The organism is Nonomuraea sp. LP-02 (genome assembly GCF_036289125.1).
Taxonomy (GTDB): Bacteria; Actinomycetota; Actinomycetes; order Streptosporangiales; family Streptosporangiaceae; genus Nonomuraea; species Nonomuraea bangladeshensis.
This window is the reverse complement of record NZ_JAXCLK010000001.1, coordinates 2611071-2635616: the sequence shown is the minus strand read 5'-3', so window position 1 is coordinate 2635616 and position 24546 is coordinate 2611071. Positions and strand designations below refer to the sequence as shown.

Below are 24546 nucleotides of genomic sequence, written 5' to 3'. Positions count from 1 at the left end.
ACGATGGCCGGGTGACTCAGCGTAAGCGGATCGACTCCTGGCTGTCCGACATGGACGGCGTCCTCGTCCACGAGGGGCGGCCGGTTCCCGGGGCCGCCGAATTCATCAAGAAGCTCAGCGAATCCGGCAAGAAGTTCCGGGTGCTCACCAACAACTCGATCTACACGCAGCGCGACCTGTCCGTCCGCCTGGCCGGAGCCGGGCTGACCGTGCCCGCCGAGTCCATCTGGACCTCCGCCCTCGCCACCGCCCAGTTCCTCGACGACCAGCGGCCGGGCGGGTCGGCGTACGTCATCGGCGAGGCCGGGCTCACCACCGCACTGCACGAGGTCGGCTACATCCTCACCGACCTCGACCCCGACTACGTCGTGCTCGGCGAGACCCGCACCTACAGCTTCACCCAGATCACCCGGGCCATCCGGCTCATCGAGAACGGCGCCCGCTTCATCGCCACCAACCCCGACCCCATCGGGCCGTCCACCGAGGGATCGCTCCCGGCCTGCGGCGCCGTCGCCGCCCTCATCACCAAGGCCACCGGCGTCGCCCCCTACTTCGTCGGCAAGCCCAACCCCCGCATGATGCGCAGCGCGCTCAACGACATCGAGGCGCACAGCGAGACCACCGCGATGATCGGCGACCGCATGGACACCGACATCGTCTCCGGCATGGAGGCGGGCCTCTACACGATCCTCGTCCTCACCGGCGTCATGCAGCGCGACCAGATCGACCGCTACCCCTACCGGCCCTCCCTCATCGTCGACTCGGTCGCCGACCTCATCGACCTCATCTGAACCTGACGGATCCCGACAGGTACGCCTGGCAGGCTGTGACGCCATGAACCGCGTTCACCTGGAGATCGGGCGGAAGAAGGTGTTCGCCTGCTCGCTCGACTGGCCCGGCTGGGCCCGCGCCGACAAGAGCGAGGAGGCGGCCCTTGACCGCCTGATGGACTACGAGGCCCGCTACCGCGTCGTCGCCGACCGGGCCGGCGTCCCGTTCCTGCCTGGGGAGCCGGAGGTGGTCGCCCGCGTGTCCGGCGACACCTCCACGGACTTCGGCGTCCCCGCGGTCGTCGTTCCCGACCTGGACCTGGAGCCGCTGCCCGCCGCCGACGCCGAGCGCCACGTCGCGCTGATGCGCGCCGCCTGGGACCTGTTCGACGAGGTCGCGGGGAACGCCCCCGAGGAACTGCGCAAGGGCCCGCGCGGCGGCGGGCGCGACCGCGACCGGATCGTGAGTCACGTGGTGGATGCCGAACGTGCCTTCGCCCGCAAGGTCGACGTGCGGCACAAGCCGTACAAGTCGGTCGCCGACCGCGACGCCCTGCGCCAGGAACTCGCCGCCACCCTGTCATCCGCCTGGCAGCCACCCGCCACCACCGCCTGGCCACCCCGCTACGCCCTGCGGCGCGTCGCCTGGCACGTCCTCGACCACCTCTGGGAGATCGAGGACCGAAGATGAGAGTATTTCTACGAAGGGTCGCGACCCGCCTACTCTGTGCAATCATCGCTTGGCGCAGAAAGGGACCTGGCTAAACTACGTAGCCAGGTCCCACCGGTCACTGTAGGCACTGGAGGGGCTCTTGTACGTGGAATTCGAGATCGACGGCCTGAAGCGCCGGGTGGGCGACATCGAGGAGTTCCTGAAAACGGGGGGCATCGTGACGGACCACACCAAGGAGCTCGACCGACACCTCAAGCTCTTCGAACGCGTCGACGTCCGCACCGAGAAGATGCAGAAGGACATCACACACCTCCGCAAGGACGTCACGACCATGCAGGGCGACATCACCCATCTCCAGGGTGATGTCACGACGATGCAGGGCGACATCACGCACCTCCGCAAGGACGTCACGACCATGCAGGGGGACATCACCCGCCTCCAGGGTGATGTCACGACGATGCAGGGCGACATCAACCATCTCCAAGGGGACGTCGCTGAGATCAAGGGTGAGGTGTCCGAACTCCGAGCCACTGTCACCAGCCTGGACGCGAGGGTCACCAATCTGGATACGAAGGTGACTCACCTCGATTCGAAGGTGACCCACCTGGATGCGAAGGTAACCCACCTGGACGCGAAGGTGACCCACCTGGACGCGAAGGTGACCCACCTGGACGCGAAGGTGACGAAGCTGGACTCCAAGGTGGATCTGATCCTTGAGAAGTTGAGCGCGTAAGGGCGGGGGAGCCCTCGGCCGAAGGGGTCGGGGGCTCCAGCATGTTCGACACGACGCGTCTGATGTGGGCAAAGCCGGTCTCGCAGAGGGGTTGTGCTGGCTACGATCGTCACAGAAAGCGATCGGACGGACACAAGGACGCGAGGGAGAAGGCGGGCGTGTGTGGATGTGCAGACGGAGATTCTCGGCTTGAAGCTCCGTGTTGAGGACCTGGAGGCGGACCGCGACAGGTCGGGCAGCCCGTCGGCGGCCCGGCAGGCGGAGCTGCTGCGCGAGATCAACGAACGGACCCGGTTCCTTCAGAAGGAGATAGCCGCTCTCCGTGGCCGCATCGGCGAGGTCTGCCTGGAGATGGGCCAGGACCTCGCGGCCCTGCAGACCGAGGTCGAGGGCGTGCGCCACGCGATGGGCCCGTCGTTCGTCCGGGTGCCCAGGAGCTCCGGCGGTGACGCCGGGCTGCGCGCCGACATGGCCGAGGGATTCGCCGGGGTGCGGGCCGAGATGGCCCAGGAGTTCGAGTCCGTACGTTCGGAAATGCTCGATCTCGGCATCAAGCTCGACCGGTTACTGGCCCAGGAGGACGACTGAACCGGACCGCGCCGGGCAAGGCAGACATGGACACAATGGACACCGTGCACAAAAAGTAGCACCGAGTCATAGACGCCCACACTCTTTGACCGGTAGGTCCTTCAGGTAGCCTAACCTACGGTACCGTAACCTGAAGGAGAAGATCATATATGGCGATGACTCAGACGGAGCTGCTGCACGAGCTCGAGCCCGTCGTGGCCGTCGAGCTGGACCGCCACGAGAAGATGGCCAAGGAGTGGTTCCCGCACGAGTACATCCCGTGGAGCGAAGGCCGTGACTTCGACGGCATCTACGGGGGCGAGGCGTGGCAGGAGAGCGACTCGAAGATCCCCGAGGCCGCCCGTGTGTCCCTCATCGTCAACCTCCTGACCGAGGACAACCTGCCCAGCTACCACCATGAGATCGCCACCACGTTCGGCCGCGACGGCGCGTGGGGCACCTGGGTGCACCGCTGGACGGCCGAGGAGGACCGGCACGGCACCGCCATCCGCGACTACCTCACCGTGACCCGCGCGGTCGATCCCGTCGCGCTGGAGCGGGCCCGCATGCACCACATGGAGCAGGGCTTCACCACCGAGTACGGCACCATGCTCCAGCAGCTCGCCTACGTCTCCTTCCAGGAGCTCGCGACCCGCATCGCCCACCGCAACACCGGCAGGGCCTCCGGCGACGAGGGCTGCGAGCGCCTGCTCGCCCGCATCGCCGCCGACGAGAACCTCCACATGCTCTTCTACCGCAACCTGCTCAAGGCGGCCTTCGAGCTCGACCCGGGCCAGACCATGCGCGCGGTGACCGACGTCGTGACGACGTTCCAGATGCCCGGCCAGGGCATGGAGGGCTTCACCCGCAAGGCGCTCATCATCGCCAACGAGGGCATCTACGACCTGCGCCTGCACCTCGACGACGTGCTCATGCCGGTGCTGCGGCAGTGGTCGGTGTTCGACAAGACCGGGCTCGGCCCCGAGGGTGAGGCCGCCCGCGACGAGCTGGCCGCGTTCCTGGACAGGACCGAGGCGACGGCGGCCAGGTTCGTCGAGCGCCGGGAGGAGCGCCGCGCCCGCGCCGCAGCACGCCTGGGCTGATGCCTGCCTCGGCTGACGCCTGCCTCGGCTGACGGCCGTTCCGGCTGACGGTCCGGGGAACGGTCGGCCCGTGGCGGGACGCGCGAGCCGGACGTGCCATGATCCTGCCCCATGGACGTCCTGGCCGAGTTGCTCATCGCCCTGTTCGCGTTACTGACGATCATCCTGCTCGCCCTGGCGGCGCAGCGGCTGCTGGGCGTCAGGTTCGGCGCGGTCCGCACGCTCGTGGCCGCGCTGGCCGCCTTCCTGCTGGCGCAGCCGCTGCTCGGGCCGCTGCTGACGGCCATGAACATCCCGGCGGACGGTCAGGTGCCGGACGCGGGCGCGCTGGGCGTCCTGCTGCTCGCCACGATGGCCATGGTGCTCATCCCCATGGTGCTGCTGGTGCTGGCCGAGGCGCTGGTCCCGCCCGGCTCGCTGCCGGGGCCGGTGGAACTGCTGCGATCGGTACGAGGACGGGTCTCGCGGGCCCGCCGCTACTCGCAGATCACCCGGATCGCGATCAAGCACGGCCTCGGCCCCTACCTGCGCGGCCGGGGCGAGCGGCTGGAGGACCGTCCCGGCAAGGTACGCCTGGCCAGATCGCTGCGGGAGGCGCTGGACGAGGGCGGCGTCACGTTCGTCAAGCTCGGCCAGGTGCTGTCCACGCGGCGTGACCTGCTGCCCGCCGAGTTCGTCGAGGAGCTGGGGCGGCTGCAGGACCAGGTGGTCCCGGCGCCGTGGGCGCAGATCGAGCCGGTGCTGGTGGCGGAGCTGGGCGCGCCGGTGGAGGAGGTCTTCGCCGCCTTCGACCGTACGCCGCTGGCCGCCGCCTCCATCGGGCAGGTCCACGCCGCCCGGCTGCCCGGCGGCGAGGACGTCGTCGTCAAGGTACGCAGGCCGGGCATCGGGAGCGTGGTGGCCAAGGACCTCGACATCGTCCGGCGGCTGGCGGCCACGCTGGAGTCCCGCACCCGGTGGGGACGTTCGCTGGGCTTGCGCGACCTCGCGGAGGGGTTCGCGGCGGCCATCCGCGAGGAGCTGGACTTCCGCGTGGAGGCCGCCAACATGGCCGCCGTCACCGCGCCGCAGCCACCCGGCGGCGCGGAGGGCGGCCCGCGCGTCCGGTACCCGGCGCCGATGACGGCGCTCTGCACCGAGCAGGTGCTGGTCATGCGGCGGCTGTCGGGGCGGCCGGTCACCGAGGCCGCGCCCGAGGACGGCCCGCGCCTGGCCCGCGACCTCCTCGACTGCCTGCTCCGCCAGATCCTCGTGGAGGGCGTCTTCCACGCCGACCCGCATCCCGGCAACCTCATGCTGCTCGACGACGGCGCCCTGGGCCTGCTCGACTTCGGCTCGGTCGGCCGCCTGGACGCCGCGGTCCGCTCCGCCCTGCAACGTTTCCTGCTCGCCATGGACCGCCAGGACCCGCTCGGCGTCACCGACGCCCTGCTGGAGGTGGTGCCCCGCCCCGAGGACATCGACGAGGCCGCGCTGGAACGCGCGCTCGGCCAGTTCATGGCCCGCCATCTGGGGCCGGGCATGGACAGCGTCCAGATGTTCACCGACCTGTTCAGGATCGTCACGGCGTACGGGCTGTCCGTGCCGCCGGAGGTGGCGGCCGTCTTCCGCGCGCTGGCCACGCTGGAGGGCACGCTGGTGCGCCTGTCGCCGGGCTTCGACCTCATCGGCGAGGCCCGCGCGTTCGCCGGCCGCCACATCGCCGAGCGGGCCGAGCCGGCCGCGGTGCGGGAGACGCTCACGCAGGAGCTGGCCGCGCTGCTGCCGATGCTGCGCCGCCTGCCGCGCCGGGTCGAGCGCATCGCCAGCGCCGCCGAGCACGGCCGGCTGGCGTTCAACGTGCGGCTGCTGGCCGACGAGCGCGACCGCCGCTACCTGACCGGGCTGCTGCACCAGGTGCTGCTGACGGTGCTCGGGGCCACGTCGGGCGTCATGGGGGTGATGCTGCTCGGCAACGACGGCGGGCCGCAGATCATGCCGGGGGCGACGTTGTACCACCTCATCGGATACAACCTGCTGATGATCTCGGCGATCCTCACGTTGCGGGTGCTCGCGCCGATCTTCCGGAGACATCCGGAATCCGAGGAATAACTTCCGCACCAGGGGTAGAGCTGCGGCGCGGAAACCACTCTTGACCGGGGCATGGTCTTGGACAACCTACGCATCGGGCAGGTTTCCGGTAAACCGGAACCCCTTGGGAGCAGAGGGTGAAAATCATCGGCATCGCCGCCGGCCTGCACGCCGGATCGTTCGTCAACAGGCTGCTGGGAGCGGCGGGCGGTGAGTTGCCCGAGGACGTCGGTTTCGAGGTGTGGTCCGGGTTGGGGGAGATGCCGCCGTACGAGCCGGGGCCGGTGCCCGCGCCCGTACGGGAGCTCACCCGGCTGATCCTGGCGGCGGACGCGGTGGTGGTGACGGCGCCCGAGCACAGCCTGCTGCCGGACGAGCTGATCGACACCCTCGACTGGCTGACGGCTTCCGGGGTGCTGGCGGGCAGGCTGGTCGCGGTGATGAGCGCGAGCGCGCGGGCGTGCGGGGCGATGTGGGCGCAGGCGGAGCTGTACAAGAGGCTGCAGCACGCCGGGGCCGTGGTGACGGGCACCGAGCTGGTGATCCTGCCCGGCTGCCGGCACTTCGACGAGCGCGGCCGCCTCGCCGACCCGGTCCTGCGCGAGCAGGTACGTGACGTGATCGGTCAGCTGTGCCCGGCCGCCGAGCCGGCGGAACCCGGCCTTGACGAGGTCATGGAGCCCGCGCTCGGGCTGTGCGCGGTCGAGATGGACGTGATCGGGACCGAGGTGCGCGAGCCCGTGCTCTCCCGCTGAACCCTCTTCCTGGAGAGCGCCGGCTCAGAGGCCGCGGCGCAGCCGTTTGACGTCCGAGCGCTGCTTCTTGGCGGCGATGCGGCGCTCGACGGAGCCCCTGCTGGGCTTGGTCGGGCGCCGCCGCTTCGGCGGCGGGGCGATGGCCTCGCGCAGCCGCTGGGCCAGCCGCTGCGTGGCGGCCTCCCGGTTCCTGAGCTGCGAACGGTACTCGGAGGCGGCGATCGTCACCGTGGACGACCCCAGCCGGTCGAGCGCCCGCTGCTTGAGCGCGGGCGGCAGCGCCGTGCTCGCCGCCACGTCGAAGGTCAGCTCCACCCGGCTGTCGGTGGTGTTGACGCCCTGGCCGCCGGGCCCCGACGAACGCGAGAAGCGCCAGACGAGCTCGGCGTCGGGGATGACGACGGCGTCGTTGACGACCAGCGGGCCGGTCATGAGCGGAACTCCTGTCGGGATGGGACCATGCGTCCTTGGAACGAGTGTCACCGTATCTGGATGACATATGCCGATAGCAACGGTATTTCCTTGGACACGGCATGAGGGAGGCAGGAGTGGCGGTCATCGTCGGGGTGCACGGCATCGGCAAGTACGACTACTTCCAGGAGGCGGGCTCGGCCGCCGGGGCGGCGGAGGCCATGCGGGTCAAGTGGGACCGCTACCTGCACGCGGCCCTCGGCGGCAAGGGGAACGGACGCTACTTCAGCGAGGTCGCGTACTTCTCCCACCTGCTGCGGGACGGCGGGGCGCGGGCGCGATCCCTGGCCGCCATGGACGCCCCCGCCCAGCAGGTCCTGCTGGAATGGGCGCGCAACCGAGGGCTGGGCGAGCAGGTCACGGGCGCGCTCAGGACGTTCACCGGATGGCTGCTGACCAGGCTCGACGCCCGGTCCACGGCCTTCGCCGAGCTCTTCGCGCCCGAGGTGGCGGCCTATCTCACCGACGGGGCCAGGCGCGAGCGGTGCCGCCAGGCCGTGGCCGAGACGGTCCGTCGCAACCGTCCCAAAGTGGTCATCGCGCACTCGCTCGGGAGCGTCGTCGCGTACGAGACCTTATGGGCCAACCCCGACCTGCGGATCGAGCTGCTGATCACCCTCGGCAGCCCGCTCGGCATGCGCAACGTCGTCTTCGAGCGCCTGCTGCCCGCCCCCATCAACGGCCGCGGCGAGCGCCCGCCCGGCGTGGCCCGCTGGGTGAACATCGCCGACAAGGACGACATCGCCGCCATCCCGCCCGGCCTGGGCGGCTGCTTCACCGGCGTGGACGCCGAGGAGCTGGTCAACCTCGACTGGCTCGACTTCCACACGGCCGAGAAGTACCTGGGTTGTCCCGCGCTCGACCCGCATCTGCGACCATTCCTGGCATGACCTGGATCGTGTTCGACTACGGCGGCGTGCTGTCGCTGCCCCAGCCCGAGGCCGACACCCTGGAGATGGCCCGCGCGATGAACGCCGACCCCGAGGCGTTCCTGAACGGCTACTGGCGGCACCGGCTGGACTTCGACCGGGCCGACCTGACCCCGCACGCCTACTGGGCCGCGGTGCTCGGCCGGCCCGTCACCCATACCGAGGTCGCCCGCCTGGTCGCCATGGACCTCGCCGGCTGGGCCCATCCGGACCAGGGCACCGTCGCGCTGCTCGGCGAACTGCTGGCCGACGGCTGCGACGTGGCCCTGCTGTCCAACGCGCCGATCTGCCTCGGCGACGGCCTGGACGAGCTGCCGTGGATCGCCGCCATCGAACGACGGTTCTACAGCGGCAGAATGGGCCTGGTGAAACCGGACCGGGAGATCTACGACGAGGTCGCCCGCGCGCTCGACACCGACCCCGCCGACGTCGTCTTCATCGACGACCGCCCCGAGAACGTCGAGGGCGCGGAACGCGCGGGCATGACCGGCCTGCTCTACACCGGCTCCGCCGATCTGCGCGCCGGCCTCCGGGCCGTCCTGGCCGCCTGAGGACGACCGTTGCTGTTCACCGGGCCTTGACTCCCCGGCCACGGGCGGGTCAGCACGGCCGGACATACCTGGTACGTGGACCGCAGAGCCTTCCTGACCGCAGCGGCGGCCGGCCTCGTCACCTCACCGGCGTGGGCCGCCCCCGCCTCGGCTGCCCCGTCCAGAGCCTCCCGAACCCTCCGCTCCGACCCGTTCACGCTCGGCGTGGCCTCCGGCGACCCCTCGGCCGACGGCTTCGTGCTGTGGACCCGGCTCGCCGCCGACCCCCTCGGCGGCGACGGCCGCGGCGGCATGCCCTCCCGCGACGTCGAGGTGGACTGGCAGGTCGCGGCCGACGAACGTTTCTCCAAGGTCGTCCGTTCGGGCACCGCCACCGCCCGCGCCCGCGACGCCCACAGCGTGCACGTCGAGCTGTCCGGCCTGGAGCCCGGCCGCGAGTACTTCTACCGCTTCCGTGCCGAGGGCCGGCTGTCCCCGGCCGGCCGCACCCGTACCACGCCGACCGGCGCGGCGACGCCGCTCACGTTCGCCGTCGCCGCCTGCGCGCACTACGAGCACGGCTACTACACCGCCTACCGCCGCCTCGCCGAGCAGGAGCCCGACCTCGTGGTGTTCCTCGGCGACTACATGTACGAGTACGGCCCCAGCGGCTACACCGCCCTGGCCGGCCGCGTCCGCACCCACACGCCGGGCAAGTGCCGCACCCTGGCCGACTACCGCCTGCGCCACGCCCAGTACAAGAGCGACCCCGACCTGCAGCGGGCGCACGCGGGCGCGCCGTGGCTGGTGGCCTTCGACGACCACGAGGTGGAGAACAACTGGGCCGGCGAGGTCTCCAGCACCGGCGCGACCGGCTTCGCCGACCGGCGGGCGCACGCGTTCCGCGCCTACTACGAGAACATGCCGCTGCGCCGCGCCAGCCTGCGGGGCACCTCGCTGCGGGTGAACCGGCGCGTCTCCTGGGGCACGCTGGCCCGCTTCCACCTGCTCGACACCCGGCAGTTCCGCGACGACCAGGCGTGCCTGGACGGCGTACGGGCGGGCTGCGACGAGCGGCTGTCCGGCGGGAGGACCCTGCTCGGCCGCGACCAGTGGCGCTGGCTGGAGGACGGCCTGCACGGCTCCACCGCCCGCTGGAACCTGCTCGGCCAGCAGATCATGGTGGCCCAGCGCGATTTCAGGACCGGCCCTGGCCGTGAGGTCAACCTGGACTCCTGGGACGGGTACGCCGCCGAGCGCACCCGCCTGCTCGGCGCGCTGTCCCGTACCTCGAACCCGGTGGTGCTGACCGGCGACGCCCACATGCACCACCTGGCCGAGCTCAAGCCCGACTTCGACGACCCGGACTCGCCGGTCGTCGCCAAGGAGCTGATCACCTCGTCCATCGCCAGCGACGGCGACGGCTACCGCGACCGGGAGTGGATCGCCGCCACGCTGCGGGAGAACCCCCACTTCTCCTACATCGACCAGCGCCGCGGCTACCTCATGGCCCGGCTCACCGGGGACGAGCTGTCGGTCGACTTCCGTACGCTCGACCGCGTCTCCCGGCGCGGCGCCCCCCGCCAAGACGTCGCACCGGCTCACCCTGACGGCCGACTCCCTGAACGCCCGCTGAGAGCAAACTGAGGATCCGCTCAATCCGCGGCCCGGGGATCATGGGACGCTGGGCGCGTCAGGCGTCGGGCCAGGCGCCGTCGGGGAACTCGCCCGTCGTGCCGTCCGAGATCACCACCTGGTCGCGCTCCGTCAGGCCCGAGGTGACCTCGACGTACTGGTCGCCGCGCACGCCCGTCTCCACCACCTTGGCCAGGTCGCGGCCGTCGGACCGGACGGTGATCACCTGGGCGCCGTCCGGCCTGCTGCGGACCGCCGCCGCCGGGACGTAGATCGCGTCCGCGGCCGCGTCCGTGGTGACGGTCACCGAGGCCGTCTGCCCCAGCATCAGGCCGGTCGGCGGCTTGTCGAAGGCGAGGGTGACCGAGTAGCGGACGAGCTGGCCGTCCCTCGTCGCGGTCGGCGCGATCGCCGTCACCGTGCCCGTGTAACGCTCGCCCGGGCGGGTCGCCAGGGTGATCCCGGCCTGCTGGCCGAGCTGCAGCCGGTTCACGTCGGACTCGGTCACCATGGCCTGGACCTGCAGCTCGTCCAGGTCGCCCAGGCTGATGAAGGTGCCGGTGCCGGCCTGGTCGCCGGGCGCGCCCGCCACCGAGAGGACCGTGCCCGCCGCCGGGGCGACGATGCGGGTGGCGCGCACGGCGTCGGCGGCCTCCTCCAGGGCGGCTTCGGCGCGGTCCACGTTCGCGGCGGCCTGCTCCTTGCTGGTGCCCTGGCCGCCGGTCCTCGGTGTGCCGCCTGTGGACGGGCCCGCCGATGGAACGGTGGACGGGGTGCAGGAGCCGGTGCTGGGGCGGGCCGAGGGTTTGCCGGTGGTGGTCTGCTTCTTCGTGGCGGACGGCCTGGCCGTGGGGGAGCCGGAGGCCGCCGGGCGGTCGGTCTGTCGCGTCCCGTCGTCCTGGGGTGGGGCGATGACCGTGACCGTGACCGTGGCCGTCACGGTGGCGGTGACGGTCACCGTGGGCTGAGGCTCAGGCTCGGTGGGCCCGTCGGTCGGCCTGGTGGTCGGGGTGACGGTCGGCGTGGCCGTGGGACGCGGGGTACGGGTCGGCTCGGGCGTCGGCGAAGTCGTGCCGCCGTGGTCGGTGCCGGGGGATCGGACGGGACCGAGCAGCGCGCCCCCCGCGGGGCCGTCGGCGACGGGGGCGGCGCTGGTCCGGCCGGTGGTCGGGGTGGCCGAGGGGGTTCCAGCGGGACGGGCGGACGTGGTGACGGAGGGCCGGCTGCCGGCGGGGGTGCAGTCCGTGCCGCCGTTCCTCGTGCCGCCGCGCGTCGCGGAGGTGCCCGTGGACGTGTTCGGGGACGTGGACGTCGTGGTGGTGGACGCCTTGTCCAGTGCCTCCTCGGCCGCCGCCAGGTCGGCCTTGGCCGCCTCGTACGCCTCCCGCGCCTCCCGCCCGTCGATCCGGGCCAGGACCTGGCCCTTCTTCACCTTGGCCCCCGTCTTGACGTACACCTTGGTGACGGTGCCGGAGGAGCCGAAGGCCAGGTCGCGGCGGGAGCCGTCCACGGTGTTGCCCGCGGCGCTCACCACCGCCGTGACCTGCCCGCGCTGCGCCGCGGCGAGCCGTACCTGGACGGCGGCGGGGGAGTCGTCGCGCAACGCGAGCACGGCCACGCCCGACCCGGCGGCGAGCACGACCAGGGCGAGCCCGCCCAGCGCGAAAGTCCGTCTCATGACGGATCATCCTGGCGAAGCAGGTTCGCGGCAGCCTGCGAGCAGCCTGCAAGTTTTCTGTGCGCCCGCCGGGGCGGGCCCGCTGTCAGCGAACGTTCAGCTTGCTCGCGGCTGCGGCGCAGCCTGGTGTGCAAGGGTCACGGCTCGTGAAGGTGTCGAACAGGCGCAGATCGCGCAAGAGCCGCGGAGCGCTGATGACCAACGGAGCGCTGGCGGTGCTCCTGCTGGGCGGGGCCGCGTTCGCCTACTCCCAGCTCGGTACGGAGGAGGCGGCGAGCGAGAGCGCCGTCCGGACGGTGACGGCGAGCCGCGGAACGGTCGTGGCCGCGGTGTCCGCCACGGGCGCGGTCGAGAGCGCCAGGTTCCGCGCCCTGTCCTTCGGCACGTCCGGCACGGTCGAGAAGATCTACGTCAAGGCCGGGGACAAGGTGAGCAAGGGCCAGCTCCTGGCCCGGCTGGACGACGCCGCCGCCCAGGAGAACCTGTCGGCGGCCAAGGCCGCCTACGACAGCGCCCTCGCCGACGGCACGGACACGGCGCAGCTCTACGCCGCCTACGTGAAGGCCCGCAACTCCTACCGTGAGGCGCAGCGGACGGTCGCCGCCACCGTGCTGAAAGCCCCCTTCGGCGGCACCGTCACGGCCGTCAACGGCTCGGTCGGCGCGAACGCCGGCGGCTCGGGCGGCCAGAGCAGCGCGGGGCAGGGTCAGTCGCAGAGCTCCAGCGGGTCCACCTCCACGTCCGGCTCCGGCTCCGGCTCCGGCTTCGTCGAGCTCGCCGACGCCACCAAGCTGCAGCTCGTCGGCACCTTCACCGAGTCCGACGTCGGCAAGCTGAAGAAGGGCCAGAGCGCCACGGTCACGTTCGACGCGCTGCCCGGCGTGAGCGCCACCGGCAAGGTCACCCAGATCGAGCCGGTCGCCACCACCAGCAACAACGTCGTCCAGTACCCGGTCACGGTGACGTTCACCGAGGTGCCCGACGAGGTCCGGCTGGGCCAGACCGCCACCGTCGAGGTCGTCACCGGCCGCGCGGAGAACGTCGTCGCCGTCCCGTCCACGGCGATCTCCACGAGCGGTGGCCAGACCACCGTCACCGTGCTCCAGCAGCAGGGCCGCCAGACACGGACCCCGGTGGAGGTCGGCGTCCAGGGCACGACCCTGACCGAGATCAAGTCGGGCGTCTCGGAGGGCGACCAGATCGTGCCCCCGGCCGCCTCGACCGGCACCATGCAGGGCGGCAACGGCCGCTTCGGCGGCGGCTTCCCCGGCGGCGGCGGGGTGCCCGGCGGTGGCGGCGTTCCTGGGGGCGGGCGATGACCGCCGGGCTGCGCGTCGTGGAGGACGTGCCGGTCCTCCGGGTACGGAACCTGGTCAAGGAGTACGGCGAGGGCGACGCCAGGGTCCGCGCCCTGCGCGGCGTCAGCCTGGACGTCCAGCAGGGCGACTACGTGGCCATCATGGGCGCCTCCGGCTCCGGCAAGTCCACGCTCATGAACATCCTCGGCTGCCTCGACGTGCCGACCTCCGGGACGTACCTGATCGACGGGGCCGACGTGGGCCGCCTGGACGAGCGGCAGCTCGCGATCCTGCGCAACCGGCGGGTCGGGTTCGTCTTCCAGTCCTTCAACCTGATCCCGCGCATGAGCGCGCTGGCCAACGTCGAGCTGCCGCTCGTGTACGGCGGCGTCCCCCAGGCCGAGCGGCGCGCCCGCGCGCTGGCCGCGCTGGAGGAGGTCGGCCTGCGCGACCGCGTGCACCACGAGCCGAACCAGCTCTCCGGCGGCCAGCAGCAGCGCGTCGCCGTGGCGCGGGCGCTGGTCACCGCGCCGGCCCTGCTGCTGGCCGACGAGCCGACCGGCAACCTGGACACCGCCTCCACGAACGACGTGCTCCAGATCCTGGACCGGCTCAGCGCGGCCGGCCGCACGATCGTCTGCATCACGCACGAGGACGACGTCGCCGCGCACGCCAAACGGGTGATCCGCCTGGTGGACGGCGAGGTCGTCGAGGACCGCAGGCAGGCGCCGGTGGACGGCCCGCCCCCGAGGACGGCCGCCGGATGAACCAGTTCGAGATCCTCCGCTTCGCGCTGCGCGGCCTGCTGGCCAACAAGATGCGCAGCGCGCTGACCACGCTCGGCATCCTCATCGGCGTGGCGGCGGTCATCCTGCTGGTCGCGGTCGGCGAGGGCTCCTCCCGCTCGATCCAGCAGAACATCCAGCGCCTCGGCGCGAACACCCTCACGATCTCCCCGTCGTTCTCGGGCGGCGGCGGCGGCGGTGGGGGCGGCGGTTTCCGTGCCGGGACGGGCGGGGGCGGCAACACCGGGCCGCGTACCCAGGCCAGGCAGCTCACCCTGGCCGACGCCAAGGCGCTGACCGACCGGACGCTCGCGCCGTCGGTCAAGAGCGTCTCGCCGGTCGTGAACGCCTCCTCGGCCACGGCCGCGTACGGACCGGCCAGCCACGCGATCTCCCAGTTCGTCGGCACCTATCCCAGCTACTTCGAGGCGATGAACAAGCCCGTCGCCCAGGGCACGTACTTCTTCAACGACGACGTGCTGGCCGCGCGGAAGGTCGTGGTGCTCGGCCGGACCGTCGTCGAGGAGCTGTTCGGCACGGTGGACCCGATCGGCAGGCAGGTCAGCGTGTCCGGGGTGCCGTTCACGGTGGTCGGGGTGCTCAAGGAGGCCGGGTCCACCGGCATGCAGGACGCCGACGACATCGCGATCGCGCCGCTGCCGGCCGTGCAGCAGAGCCTGAGCGGGTTCGGCTCGCTCGGCCAGATCGTCGTCCAGGCGACCGGCGCCGGCACCACCACGACGGCGCAGTCCGAGGTCACCGCTATTCTCAACCAACGACATGGCATCACCGGCAACAACCCCGACTACCGAATACTCAACCAGGCCACGTTGCAGGAGACCGTCAGTGAGGCGACCGGCACCTTCACCGTGCTGCTCGGCGCGGTCGCCGCGATCTCGCTGCTGGTGGGCGGCATCGGCATCACCAACATCATGCTGGTGACGGTCACCGAGCGCACCCGCGAGATCGGCATCCGCAAGGCGATCGGCGCGCCGCGCGGCGCGATCCTGGGCCAGTTCCTGGTGGAGGCCACCCTGCTGAGCCTGGTGGGCGGGTTGTCGGGCGTGCTGGTGGCTTTCATCGGCACCAGGTTCAGCATCGCCGGCATCGAGCCGGTCCTCGTGCCGTCGTCGGTGGCGCTGGCCCTGGGCGTGTCGGTGGGCATCGGTCTGTTCTTCGGCAGTTATCCGGCAAACCGGGCGGCCAAGCTCCGGCCGATCCAGGCCCTGCGCCACGAATAAGGAGAGTCACATGTCGAAGCTCGACTCCTCGCCGTTCCCCGACGACCTGGGGGAGGAGCTCGCCGCCGAGCCGCGTCAGGGCAGGTCGAAGGTCACGCTGGCGCTGGCCGCCGGTGTGGTGCTGGTGGCCGGGATCCTCATCGGCATCCAGGCGGGCAAGCTCTTCGGCGACGACACGCCCGCCGCCGCGGGCGGGCCGCGCCAGGCGGGCGGCACCGGCCAGCAGCAGGGCGGCGGCCCTCCCGGCTACGGCCAGCAGCGGAACGGCGGCTTCCCGGGCGGCGGCCAGCGCATGGGCGGCGGCACGTTCGGCACCGTCGAGAAGGTCGAGGACGGCAAGGTGTACGTCAAGACCTCGGACGGGAAGACGGTCACCGTCACCACCACCGACCAGACCACGGTCCAGATCTCCAAGCCCGGCAAGGTCACCGACCTGGAGCAGGGGAGCGACGTCACCGTACGCGGCGAGCAGGGCGCCGACGGCTCGGTCACGGCCTCCGCCATCACCCAGGGCGGCCGGCAGTTCCCGGGAGGCGGACCGCGATGAGCCCCGAGCCCGAGGCCAGGCTGCTGGTGGTCGACGACGAGCCCAACATCAGGGAGTTGTTCTCGGCGAGCCTGCGCATGGCCGGGTTCGAGGTGCTGACCGCCGCCGACGGCCGGGAGGCGCTGCGGGTGGCCGAGGAGAGCAGCCCCGACCTGGTGATGCTCGACATCATGCTGCCCGACCTCGACGGCATGACGGTCGCGGGCCGGTTGCGCTCGCGCGGCCGGCGGGTCCCCGTCCTGTTCGTGACCGCCAAGGACACCTCGGAGGACCGCATCGCCGGGCTCGGCCTCGGCGAGGACTACGTGACCAAGCCGTTCAGCCTGGAGGAGGTCATCGCGCGCATCCGGGCCGTGCTGCGCCGCACCCGGCGCGGCACTCCGCCGCCCAACCGGCTGCGCGTCGCCGACCTGGAGCTGGACGAGGAGACCCACGAGGTGTGGCGCGACGGCCTGCCGGTGAAGCTGTCGCCGACGGAGTTCCGGCTGCTGCGGTACTTCATGCTCAACGTGGGCCGGGTGCTGTCGAAGACGCAGATCCTCGACCACGTCTGGAACGGCGACTGGCGCACCGACGTCGGCCTCGTCGAGTCGTACGTCTCCTACCTGCGCCGCAAGGTCGACACCGGCGAGCACAAATACCTGCACACGTTGCGCGGCGTCGGCTACATCCTGCGCCCGCCGCGCGGTCTGTGAACGCGATGCCGGGCAGGCTTCGCAAGCACCTGGCCAGGACGCCGCTGTGGCTCCGGCTGGTGTCGGCGACCCTGCTGCTGGTCACCCTGGCGATCACGCTGACCGGCCTGTTCGCCGTGCGGCTGCTGCGCGGCTACCTCGTGGAGCGGGTGGACCAGCAGCTGCACGCCGCGGCGGCCCCGCGCGACGTGCTCCCGCCGCCCGAGTCGCGGCCCGCGGGCACCCGGCCGCAGCGCTTCCTCGGCCTGTTCCACGTGGTGGTGCTGGACGCGAGGGGCGCGCCGGTCCGTACGCTCAGCGAGTCCACCGCCGCGCACACGCCGAGCCTGCCCCGCCTGACCGCCGCCGACGTGACCGAGCTGAGGGGCCGGCCCTTCACCGTCGAGTCCGCCGACCCCGCCGGCCCCACCTGGCGGGTCGTCGCCGTGCCGGGACGCGACGACCAGAGCCGGGTGATCGCCATCAACCTGGGCGACGTGGACGACACCGTCTCCCAGCTCGGCCTCATCGTCGCGGTGGGCGGCGGCGGCACGGTGATCGTGCTCGGCTTCGCCTGCCACTGGCTGGTACGCCGCAGCCTGCGCCCTCTCCAGGAGATCTCCCGCACTGCCAACGACATCGCGGGCGGCGACCTGTCGCGCCGCGTACCCCTCTGGTCCGGCACCACTGAGGTCGGCAAGCTCGGCCGCTCGCTCAACACCATGCTCGCCCGCATCGAGGACGCCGTGCGCGAGCGCGAGGAGGCCGCCGACTCGGCCCGTCGCTCCGCCACCGCGGCCCGCCGCTCCGAGGAGCTGATGCGCCGTTTCATGGCCGACGCCTCGCACGAGCTGCGTACGCCGCTCACCTCGATCAGGGGGTTCGCCGAGCTGTACCGGCTGGGGGAGGAGAAGGACCTGGACGAGGCCGTCCGGCTCCTCGGCCGCATCGAGGGGCAGGCGGCCCGCATGGGGCTGCTGGTGGAGGACATGCTGCTGCTCGCCCGGCTCGACCAGCGGCGCGCCCTGGCCACCCGGCCGGTCGACCTGCTCAGCCTGGCCGCCACGACGGTGATCGACGCGCAGACGCTGGCCCCCGACCGGCGCATCGAGCTGGTACGCCTCTTCGGCGGCGACGGCGAGGTGCTGGTGACCGGCGACGAGCCGCGGCTGGCGCAGGTGCTGGGCAACCTCGTCGGCAACGTGCTCGCCCACACGCCCGGCGGCACGCCGTTCCAGGTGCGCGTGGGCGTGGACGGCGACCACGCCGTGGTCGAGGTGGCCGACGAGGGGCCGGGGTTCCCGCCCGAGGTGGCCGAGCGGGTGTTCGAGCGGTTCTACCGGGCCGACCCGGCGCGCAGCACGGGCGGGTCGGGGCTGGGGCTGTCGATCGCGGCGACGCTGGTGGAGGCGCACGGCGGGGTGATCGTGGCGGAGAGCGAGCCGGGCAAGGGGGCGCTGTTCCGGGTGATCCTGCCGTCGCACCGGCCGGGGGAAGGCCAGGCTCAGCCGAAGGCGTAGCCGTACAGGCCGGTGCCCTTGGCGATCTCGCGGACCTGGCCCAGCCGCAGGCCACGCGCCCGCGAGCCGGGCGCGTACAGGACGAGGCCCTGGCCGGGGGCTGCCACCACGAGCCCCTGCGGCGACCCGCCCCGCTCCAGCGACCGGAACCGCCCGCCGCCGGGCAGCGCCGCCAGCGTGGCGCCGAAGTCGCGTCCCTCGCCCTTGATCAGCAGGTTGCCCTTGCGGGTCAGCCCGCCGCCGGCTGTGCCGGCCAGCACCTGCACCGCGCGCTCGCCGGGGACGCCGATGGCGAGCTCGTCACGGCCGTCGCCGTTGAAGTCGCCGGCGGCCAGCGCGGAGCCGAACCGGTCGTAGTAGCGGGGCCGGCCCTTCAGGGTGTTCTGCGACCAGGCCTCGGCGCGGTCGGTGCTCAGGCCGCCGCGCGAGCCGTAGAGGACGTCCACCGTGCCGTCGCCGTAGTCCATGGCCCGCTGGTTCGCGCTCAGGCCCTCGCCCGGCACGCCGATCGCGAGGTCGTCGCGGCCGTCGCCGTCGAAGTCGCCGGTGGCGAGCGCCGCGCCGAAGGCGTCCCACTTCTCGGCGGCGCCGGCGATGCCGGGGGTGCTCTGGGTGAGCAGCCTCGCCCGCCGGCGGTGTACGTCGACGACCGTGACCGAGCCCTGGCCGTCCTGCGTGACGCTGTCGGCGGGCGCGCCGACGGCCAGCTCGTCCCGGCCGTCGCCGTCGAAGTCGCCGGTGGCGAGCGCGGCGCCCCACTGGTCGGTGACCCGCGCGGCCTGCCGCACCCACGTCGTCCGCTGGGTGATCACGTACGGCTCGTGGCCCTTCAGCCCGTACACGGCCACCGCGCCGCCCGAGCGGTGGCTGGGCGCGCCGACGACGAGCTCGTCCACACCGTCGCCGTCGAGGTCCCCGGCGGCGAGCGCGGCCCCGAACCGGTCGCTGGACGGCTTGGGCAGCGCCAGCTCCTCGCCCTTGACCAGCCCGGCGGGGGAGCCGCGGAAGAGCTGCACGACCCCGTTGCCGTCGCCGCCGGGCACCCGCTCGCCCGCGAACTCCTCCGACACGCCGACCGCCAGGTCCGCGCATCCGTCGCCGTCGAAGTCGCCGACGGCCAGCGCCGAGCCGAACGAGTCGCCCGGCTCGGCCCCGTCACCCTGGGTGAGGGTGACCTTCGTGCCGGAGCCGTACAGCACGGCCACCGAGCCGGCCCGGTCGTGGTCGTAGGGGGCGGCGACGGCGAGGTCGGGGCGGCCGTCGCCGTCGAAGTCGAGCGGGTGGCCGCCGCACGGGCGGGCGGCGGGAGCCGCGCCGGAGGCGAGCGGAAGCGCCAGGAGGGCAGCGAGCAGCGCGTTCATACGACCAGTGATGTCCTCCCGGCGCGAACTCGGGCTTAACGCGGTGGGAACGTGCCAGGATAGTCGCGTGGACATCGACCTCGCGGATTTGGATTTCTGGCGTAAGCCGCTGAAAGAGCGGAACGAGGCCTTCGCCCGGCTCCGTCAGCTGGAGCATCCGGTGTTCTTCCCGGAGAAGAAAGTGCCCTTCCTGCGCTCGGGCAAGGGCTTCTACGCCCTCGTCCGGCACACGGACGTGGTCGAGGCCAGCCGCAACGCCAAGATCTTCTCCAGCGAGCCCGCGGTGACCAATCCCGAGCCGCCCGGCTGGATCAAGCAGGTGTTCGGCGAGTCGATGGTCAACATGGACGACCCCCGCCACGCCCGGCTGCGGCGCATCGTGACCCGCTCGTTCAGCCCCAAGATGCTGTCCGGCCTGCAGAGCGACATCGAGGCCGCCTGCGCCCGCATCGTGGACGACGTCGTCAGCGAGGGCCCCCGCGACTTCGTGTCGCAGGTCGCCGCCCGCCTGCCGATCCACGTCATCTGCGACATGCTGGACATCCCGCAGGAGCTGCGGGACAAGGTGCACCAGCACGTCGACATCTCCACCGCCTACACCGGCGTGCGGCCCAGCCTGGCCCGCAGCGTCCAGATGGCCGGCCAGAACATGCTGGCCCTGCTCGCGCTCCAGCGCATGGTCATCAAGCTCGGCCACGAACGCGCCGCCGACCCCAAGGGCGACCTCGTCTCGCTGCTGGTCACCGCCAACGTCGACGGCGAGAAGCTGACCGACAAGGAGCTCGGCTCGTTCTTCTCGCTGCTGCTGGTGGCGGGCAACGAGACCGCGCGCAACACGATGGCCCACGGCCTGAAGATCCTCACCGACAACCCGGCGCAGCGCGAGCTGCTGATGAGCGACTTCGACAAGCACATCGGCAACGCCGTCGAGGAGATGGTCCGCTACGTTTCGCCGATCATGCAGTTCCGCCGCACGGTCACCGAGGACTACTCGTTGCGCGGGCTGGAGCTGAAGAAGGGCGACAAGGTCGTGCTCTTCTACGGCTCCGCCAACCGCGACGAGACCGTCTTCCCCAACCCGGACACCTTCGACATCACCCGCGAGACCAAGCCCCACGTCGGCTTCGGCGGGCCCGGGCCGCACTTCTGCCTCGGCGCCAACCTCGCCCGTCAGGAGATCCGTACGATGTACCGCGAGCTGCTGACCCGCCTGCCCGATCTGCGCGCGACCGGCGAGCCGGAGCTGCTGCTGTCCAACTTCGACAACAGCGTCCGCAGCCAGCCCTTCACGTTCTGATCATTCTGGGGCTGGTCATTCTGGGGCGAGGACGTTCGTCCGGATGGTCACGAACGTGACCAGCGCCGACACCGCCATCATCGCGGCGCTGACCAGCATCGCGGCCCGGAACCCGGCGTCGAACACCGGCGGGTTCTGAAACGCCTCGCCCACCAGCCCCACCAGGGGCGGCACGGCGGCCACCGCCAGCAGGCCCCCGGTGCGGGCCACCGCGTTGTTGACGCCGCTGGCGGTGCCCGCGTAGCGCTCGTCCACCGTGGCGAGCACGGTCGCGGTCAGCGGCGCGACCGCCGCCGACAGCCCGAGCCCGAAGATCGTCACCGCCGGCAGCACCCGCAGCGGGTACGACGCGCCGAACCCGATCGTGCTCATCGCCACGAACCCGGCCCCCGCCAGCAGGATGCCGATCGTCATCGGCCAGCGGGGGCCGTAGCGCTTGGCGACGTCCCCGGCCTTGGCCGACAGCAACAGCATGAGGATGGTCGTCGGCAACATCGCCAGGCCCGCCGCGATCGGCGAGAACCCCGACACCACCTGCAACTGCACGACCAGCAGGAAGAACGCCACGCCCATGGCGGCGTACATGACGAGCGTCACGACGTTGACCGCCGTGAACACGTGGTTCCTGAACAGCCCCACCGGCACCAGCGCCTCCGGCGACCGGCGCACCTCGACCACCACGAACGCCGCCGCCAGCAGCAGCCCCACGGCCAGCGGCACCGGCGCGCCCCCCTGGATCAGCCCGTACGTGATCCCGGCCAGCGCCAGCGCCGCCAGCGCCGCCCCCAGCACGTCGAACCGCCCGGCCGCCTGCTCGTCCCTGGACTCCGGCACGTGCCGCACCGCCACCACCACGACCAGCAGCGCGAACGGCAGGTTGACCAGGAACGCCCACCGCCATCCCGCGGTCTGCACCAGCCAGCCGCCGAGCAGCGGCCCGGCCGCGCTGGCCACGCCGCCGAGCCCCGACCACGCCCCGACCGCCCGCGGCCGGTCCGCGCGGGCGAACGACGCCTGGATGATCGCCAGCGCGCCCGGCGTCAGCAGCGCCCCGCCGACGCCCTGGAGCGCGCGGGCGGCGATCAGGAACTCGATGTTCGGCGACAGCCCGCACAGCGCCGACGCGACCGCGAACCAGATCGTGCCGATGACGAAGACCGTGCGCCGGCCGTACCGGTCGCCGAGCGAGCCGCCCAGCAGGATCAGCCCGGCCAGCGTCAGCGTGTAGGCGTTGACCGTCCACTGCAGCCCGGCCATGCCCGCGTTCAGCTCGCGCCCCAGGAACGGCAGCGCGACGTTGACGATCGTGCTGTCCAGCAGGGCCAGCCCGGAGCCGAGCACGGTCGCCAGCAGCACCCACCGGCCGCGCGCGGACTTCAGCTCCAGATGCCCGCCGGCCTGAGACGGACCGCTCACCGCTCCGCCGGACTGCCCAGGTCGCCCGTACCGCCAGGCTGGGCCGGACTGCCCAGCGCCCGCAGGACGAACTCGGACACCAGTGCCGCCGCCGCCTCGACGGTGACGTTCCCGCTGATGAGCGGCACCCGCTCGGCGCCGATCACCGCCAGGATCATCCGCGCCGTCGCCGCGACGTCCACCACCCGGAAATCGCCCGCGGCGGCCCCGCTCTCCAGGATGCCGGCCAGCACCCGCTGCATGGGCGCGACGTGCTCGGCGAGCTGCTGGTAGGCGTCCGGCCCGAGCGCCGCACCGAGATCGGCCGCCCCCGGGTGCGGATGCGCCAGCAGGCCCTCCAACTGCAGCCGTACGAACGCCCGCAGCCGGTCGGCCGGCGAGGCGCCGGCGGGCAGCTCACGCTCGTAGCTGTCGATGAAGTAGCGCGTCACCCGCTCGGTGAACGCCAGCAGCAGCGCCGCCTTGTCCGGGAAGTAGTTGTAGAGCACGGTGCGGGTGATGCCGGCCTCGCTCGCCACATCGGTCATGGAGATCGCGTCGATGCCCTGCGTCCTCGACAGGCGCGAGACGGCCTGGAGGATGCGGTCGCGCGTCTGAGCACGATGCTCACCGATCGTGGCGGCCGAGATCCTGGGCATAGGCCCATGGTAGGCCCGCGGCGGATGGTCCGTTCATGCTTCCATGGCCTCATGCTGTACGGCACGCCCGTCCTCGAAGCGGCGGACAAAGCGGTGCTCGACGAGGTCGGAGACATGCGGCGGGACCTGAGGCGCCGCCTCGCCGAGACGCACCGATGGGACGGCCAGTTGCGGCGCCACCTGCGGGCCCGCGCCATCCAGGGCTCGAACTCCATCGAGGGCTACCAGGCGAGCGTGGAGGACATCCAGTCGATCATGGCCGGCGAGGAGCCGCTGGACGCCTCCGACGCCGTGGCGAAGGAGATCGGCGGCTACCAGCAGGCGCTCACCTACATCACGCTCCTGTCGAAGGCCCCGTTCTTCCGCTACGACCTCGGCGTGCTCAACGCCCTCAACTTCATGATGATCGGTCACCACCGCCACAAGACCCCCGGGCTGGTACGCCCCGGTCCCATCTACATCCGGGACTCCCTCTCCCGCGAGGTCGTGTACGAGGGCCCCGACGCGGCTCTCGTCCCCGGCCTCCTCGACGAGCTGATCGACTGGCTCAACCACGGCGACCTGGACCTGCCGAGCTACGTCCGGGCCGCGATGGCCCACCTCAACCTCGTCAAGATCCATCCCTGGCGCGACGGGAATGGCCGCATGTCGCGTGCCCTGCAGACCCTCGTCCTCGGCCGCGACCAGATCGCGACGCCGGAGTTCTCCTCGATCGAGGAGTGGCTGGGGCAGCAGCGGGTCACCGTCGACTACTACGACGTGCTGGGCGCGGTCGGCGGCCGGCGCTGGCAGCCGCACGGCGACACGCTGGCGTGGGTGCGCTTCTGCCTGCGCGCCCACCACCTGCAGGCCCAGCGCGTACGCCAGCGCCTGGCCGAGGCGGGCGAGGTGTGGACGCTGCTCGAAGCCGAGGTGGACCGTGACGGCCTCAACACGCGCTGCGTGTCCGCCCTGTACGAGGCGTTCGTCAGCCGCCGGGTGCGCCGCAGCCGCTACCAGGCCGACGAGGACCTCAGCCAGGGCCAGGCCGCCCGCGACCTGCGTGACCTCACTGCCAAGCGCTGGCTCCAGCCGTACGGCGAGACGAAGGGCCGCCACTACACGGCGGGCCCTCGGCTGTCGCGGCTCAAGGCGGAGTTCGCCGAGCGCGTCACGCCGCTGCGGGACCCGTACCGCCCGGGGGTCAGGCCGCGGTCCTGACGACGTCGAGCAGCTCGGTGAGGACGTCCGCGTTCAGCCGGTACGCCAGCCGCACCTCACGGATCATCCGCTGGCGCTCGCGCTCGTCCAGGTCGAGGGCGTCCAGGCGGGACCGGTAGTCGTTCTTGAAGCGGGGCAGGCTGCCCAGCTCGTCGAAGAAGTAGAAGTCGACGCCGCCGCCCCTGTCGTAGCCGTAGATCTTCTGCAGCTCCATCCGGATGAACTGGCCGCCGGACAGGTCGCCGAGGTAGCGGGTGTAGTGGTGGGCGATGTAGCCGCACGGCCAGTCGGCGACCTTGCGGATGCGGTCGACCAGCGCGGTCGTGGACCTGGACGGGGTGACGCGGTCGCGCCACGACGGGCCGTAGATCGTCGCCAGGTCGCGTTCGAGCGCCGCCTCGCGGTACAGCTCGGGGAAGACGAAGGCACCGGCGACCGGATGATCGGCCAGGTCGCGGGAGACGCCGTCGAGGGCCACGTACGCGAAGTAGTGCTGGGCCACCATCTCGCCGTACTCGTGCTCGGTCAGGCGTCCCGCCATGAGCTCGGTCAGGTAGCCTTCGGCCTCGGCGGACTGGTGGTCGCCCCAGGTGGCGTTCCTCAAGGTCTCGGAGAACGACGTCGTCACGGCCCACCTCAATCGCACGGTACTTTC

Annotated in this window: 24 protein-coding genes; 18 read left to right on the top strand and 6 right to left on the bottom strand. The window is 71.9% G+C overall.

Going from position 1 to position 24546, the window contains the following annotated elements:
• Positions 1 to 11 precede the first annotated feature (11 nt).
• The 7 genes from SMD20_RS12225 to SMD20_RS12195 all read left to right on the top strand — a co-directional run bounded on the left by SMD20_RS12225 (position 12) and on the right by SMD20_RS12195 (position 6671).
• Positions 12 to 791: an HAD-IIA family hydrolase gene (locus SMD20_RS12225; RefSeq protein ID WP_442942474.1), complete on the top strand. Its 780-nt coding sequence runs from the start codon at positions 12 to 14 to the stop codon at positions 789 to 791.
• A gap of 43 nt (positions 792 to 834) precedes the next feature.
• A complete protein-coding gene (locus SMD20_RS12220; RefSeq protein ID WP_329579283.1) occupies positions 835 to 1461 on the top strand; it encodes a hypothetical protein in 627 nt (208 codons plus the stop codon).
• A 127-nt stretch (positions 1462 to 1588) separates the two neighbouring features.
• The gene (locus SMD20_RS12215; protein ID WP_329579280.1) at positions 1589 to 2176 is read left to right on the top strand and encodes a hypothetical protein; all 588 of its coding nucleotides are present in this window, start codon (positions 1589 to 1591) and stop codon (positions 2174 to 2176) included.
• A 189-nt stretch (positions 2177 to 2365) separates the two neighbouring features.
• Positions 2366 to 2764, top strand: coding sequence for a hypothetical protein (locus SMD20_RS12210; RefSeq protein WP_329579278.1), 399 nt, complete (start codon positions 2366 to 2368; stop codon positions 2762 to 2764).
• A gap of 155 nt (positions 2765 to 2919) precedes the next feature.
• Positions 2920 to 3846, top strand: a complete 927-nt coding sequence (locus SMD20_RS12205; RefSeq protein WP_329579276.1) for an acyl-ACP desaturase — start codon at positions 2920 to 2922, stop codon at positions 3844 to 3846.
• A 111-nt stretch (positions 3847 to 3957) separates the two neighbouring features.
• Positions 3958 to 5937, top strand: coding sequence for an ABC1 kinase family protein (locus SMD20_RS12200; RefSeq protein WP_329579273.1), 1980 nt, complete (start codon positions 3958 to 3960; stop codon positions 5935 to 5937).
• Between the two features lie 116 nt (positions 5938 to 6053).
• Positions 6054 to 6671, top strand: a complete 618-nt coding sequence (locus SMD20_RS12195) for an NADPH-dependent FMN reductase (RefSeq protein ID WP_329579271.1) — start codon at positions 6054 to 6056, stop codon at positions 6669 to 6671.
• A 24-nt stretch (positions 6672 to 6695) separates the two neighbouring features.
• Here SMD20_RS12195 and arfB read toward each other — a convergent pair whose 3' ends face one another.
• Entirely contained in the window at positions 6696 to 7103 is a 408-nt protein-coding gene (gene arfB, locus SMD20_RS12190; RefSeq protein WP_329579268.1) for an alternative ribosome rescue aminoacyl-tRNA hydrolase ArfB, read from the bottom strand.
• A 101-nt stretch (positions 7104 to 7204) separates the two neighbouring features.
• Between arfB and SMD20_RS12185 the strand changes: the two genes are divergently transcribed.
• The 3 genes from SMD20_RS12185 to SMD20_RS12175 all read left to right on the top strand — a co-directional run bounded on the left by SMD20_RS12185 (position 7205) and on the right by SMD20_RS12175 (position 10248).
• Complete coding sequence (locus tag SMD20_RS12185; RefSeq protein WP_329579265.1) at positions 7205 to 8032, top strand: hypothetical protein; 828 nt, start codon at positions 7205 to 7207, stop codon at positions 8030 to 8032.
• Positions 8029 to 8622 (top strand): HAD family hydrolase, encoded by a 594-nt coding sequence (locus SMD20_RS12180; protein WP_329579262.1) that lies wholly within the window; start codon positions 8029 to 8031, stop codon positions 8620 to 8622. Before SMD20_RS12185 ends, SMD20_RS12180 begins: the two co-directional genes overlap by 4 nt.
• Before the next feature lie 75 nt (positions 8623 to 8697).
• Entirely contained in the window at positions 8698 to 10248 is a 1551-nt protein-coding gene (locus tag SMD20_RS12175; protein ID WP_329579259.1) for an alkaline phosphatase D family protein, read from the top strand.
• Between the two features lie 46 nt (positions 10249 to 10294).
• Here SMD20_RS12175 and SMD20_RS12170 read toward each other — a convergent pair whose 3' ends face one another.
• Positions 10295 to 11914, bottom strand: coding sequence for an efflux RND transporter periplasmic adaptor subunit (locus SMD20_RS12170; protein WP_329579256.1), 1620 nt, complete (start codon positions 11912 to 11914; stop codon positions 10295 to 10297).
• 194 nt (positions 11915 to 12108) lie between these two features.
• On the opposite strand from SMD20_RS12170, the gene SMD20_RS12165 reads away from it, so the two are divergent.
• The 6 genes from SMD20_RS12165 to SMD20_RS12140 are packed head-to-tail and all read left to right on the top strand — an operon-like array spanning position 12109 to position 17979.
• On the top strand, positions 12109 to 13233 hold the full coding sequence (locus SMD20_RS12165) for an efflux RND transporter periplasmic adaptor subunit (protein ID WP_329579253.1): 1125 nt from the start codon (positions 12109 to 12111) through the stop codon (positions 13231 to 13233).
• Positions 13230 to 13979 (top strand): ABC transporter ATP-binding protein, encoded by a 750-nt coding sequence (locus SMD20_RS12160; RefSeq protein ID WP_329579249.1) that lies wholly within the window; start codon positions 13230 to 13232, stop codon positions 13977 to 13979. The genes SMD20_RS12165 and SMD20_RS12160 overlap by 4 nt, the downstream gene beginning before the upstream one ends.
• Positions 13976 to 15238, top strand: a complete 1263-nt coding sequence (locus SMD20_RS12155) for an ABC transporter permease (RefSeq protein WP_329579246.1) — start codon at positions 13976 to 13978, stop codon at positions 15236 to 15238. The genes SMD20_RS12160 and SMD20_RS12155 overlap by 4 nt, the downstream gene beginning before the upstream one ends.
• Before the next feature lie 10 nt (positions 15239 to 15248).
• Positions 15249 to 15785, top strand: a complete 537-nt coding sequence (locus tag SMD20_RS12150) for a hypothetical protein (RefSeq protein ID WP_329579243.1) — start codon at positions 15249 to 15251, stop codon at positions 15783 to 15785.
• Positions 15782 to 16480, top strand: a complete 699-nt coding sequence (locus tag SMD20_RS12145) for a response regulator transcription factor (protein ID WP_329579241.1) — start codon at positions 15782 to 15784, stop codon at positions 16478 to 16480. Before SMD20_RS12150 ends, SMD20_RS12145 begins: the two co-directional genes overlap by 4 nt.
• A 5-nt stretch (positions 16481 to 16485) precedes the next feature.
• A complete protein-coding gene (locus tag SMD20_RS12140; RefSeq protein WP_329579238.1) occupies positions 16486 to 17979 on the top strand; it encodes a sensor histidine kinase in 1494 nt (497 codons plus the stop codon).
• Here the strand turns inward: SMD20_RS12140 and SMD20_RS12135 are convergent.
• Positions 17964 to 19340, bottom strand: a complete 1377-nt coding sequence (locus SMD20_RS12135) for an FG-GAP and VCBS repeat-containing protein (protein WP_329579235.1) — start codon at positions 19338 to 19340, stop codon at positions 17964 to 17966. The genes SMD20_RS12140 and SMD20_RS12135 overlap by 16 nt on opposite strands.
• A 67-nt stretch (positions 19341 to 19407) precedes the next feature.
• Between SMD20_RS12135 and SMD20_RS12130 the strand changes: the two genes are divergently transcribed.
• Positions 19408 to 20637, top strand: coding sequence for a cytochrome P450 (locus SMD20_RS12130; RefSeq protein ID WP_329579232.1), 1230 nt, complete (start codon positions 19408 to 19410; stop codon positions 20635 to 20637).
• Positions 20638 to 20652: 15 nt separating this feature from the next.
• Here the strand turns inward: SMD20_RS12130 and SMD20_RS12125 are convergent, their stop codons facing one another.
• Positions 20653 to 22053, bottom strand: a complete 1401-nt coding sequence (locus tag SMD20_RS12125) for an MFS transporter (protein WP_329579229.1) — start codon at positions 22051 to 22053, stop codon at positions 20653 to 20655.
• Positions 22050 to 22691: a TetR/AcrR family transcriptional regulator gene (locus tag SMD20_RS12120; RefSeq protein ID WP_329579226.1), complete on the bottom strand. Its 642-nt coding sequence runs from the start codon at positions 22689 to 22691 to the stop codon at positions 22050 to 22052. Before SMD20_RS12120 ends, SMD20_RS12125 begins: the two co-directional genes overlap by 4 nt.
• Positions 22692 to 22742: 51 nt before the next feature.
• On the opposite strand from SMD20_RS12120, the gene SMD20_RS12115 reads away from it, so the two are divergent.
• Positions 22743 to 23891 (top strand): Fic family protein, encoded by a 1149-nt coding sequence (locus SMD20_RS12115; protein WP_329579222.1) that lies wholly within the window; start codon positions 22743 to 22745, stop codon positions 23889 to 23891.
• On the opposite strand, the gene SMD20_RS12110 is transcribed toward SMD20_RS12115, so the two are convergent.
• Complete coding sequence (locus SMD20_RS12110; protein WP_329579219.1) at positions 23875 to 24519, bottom strand: biliverdin-producing heme oxygenase; 645 nt, start codon at positions 24517 to 24519, stop codon at positions 23875 to 23877. The genes SMD20_RS12115 and SMD20_RS12110 overlap by 17 nt on opposite strands.
• Positions 24520 to 24546: the final 27 nt, after the last annotated feature.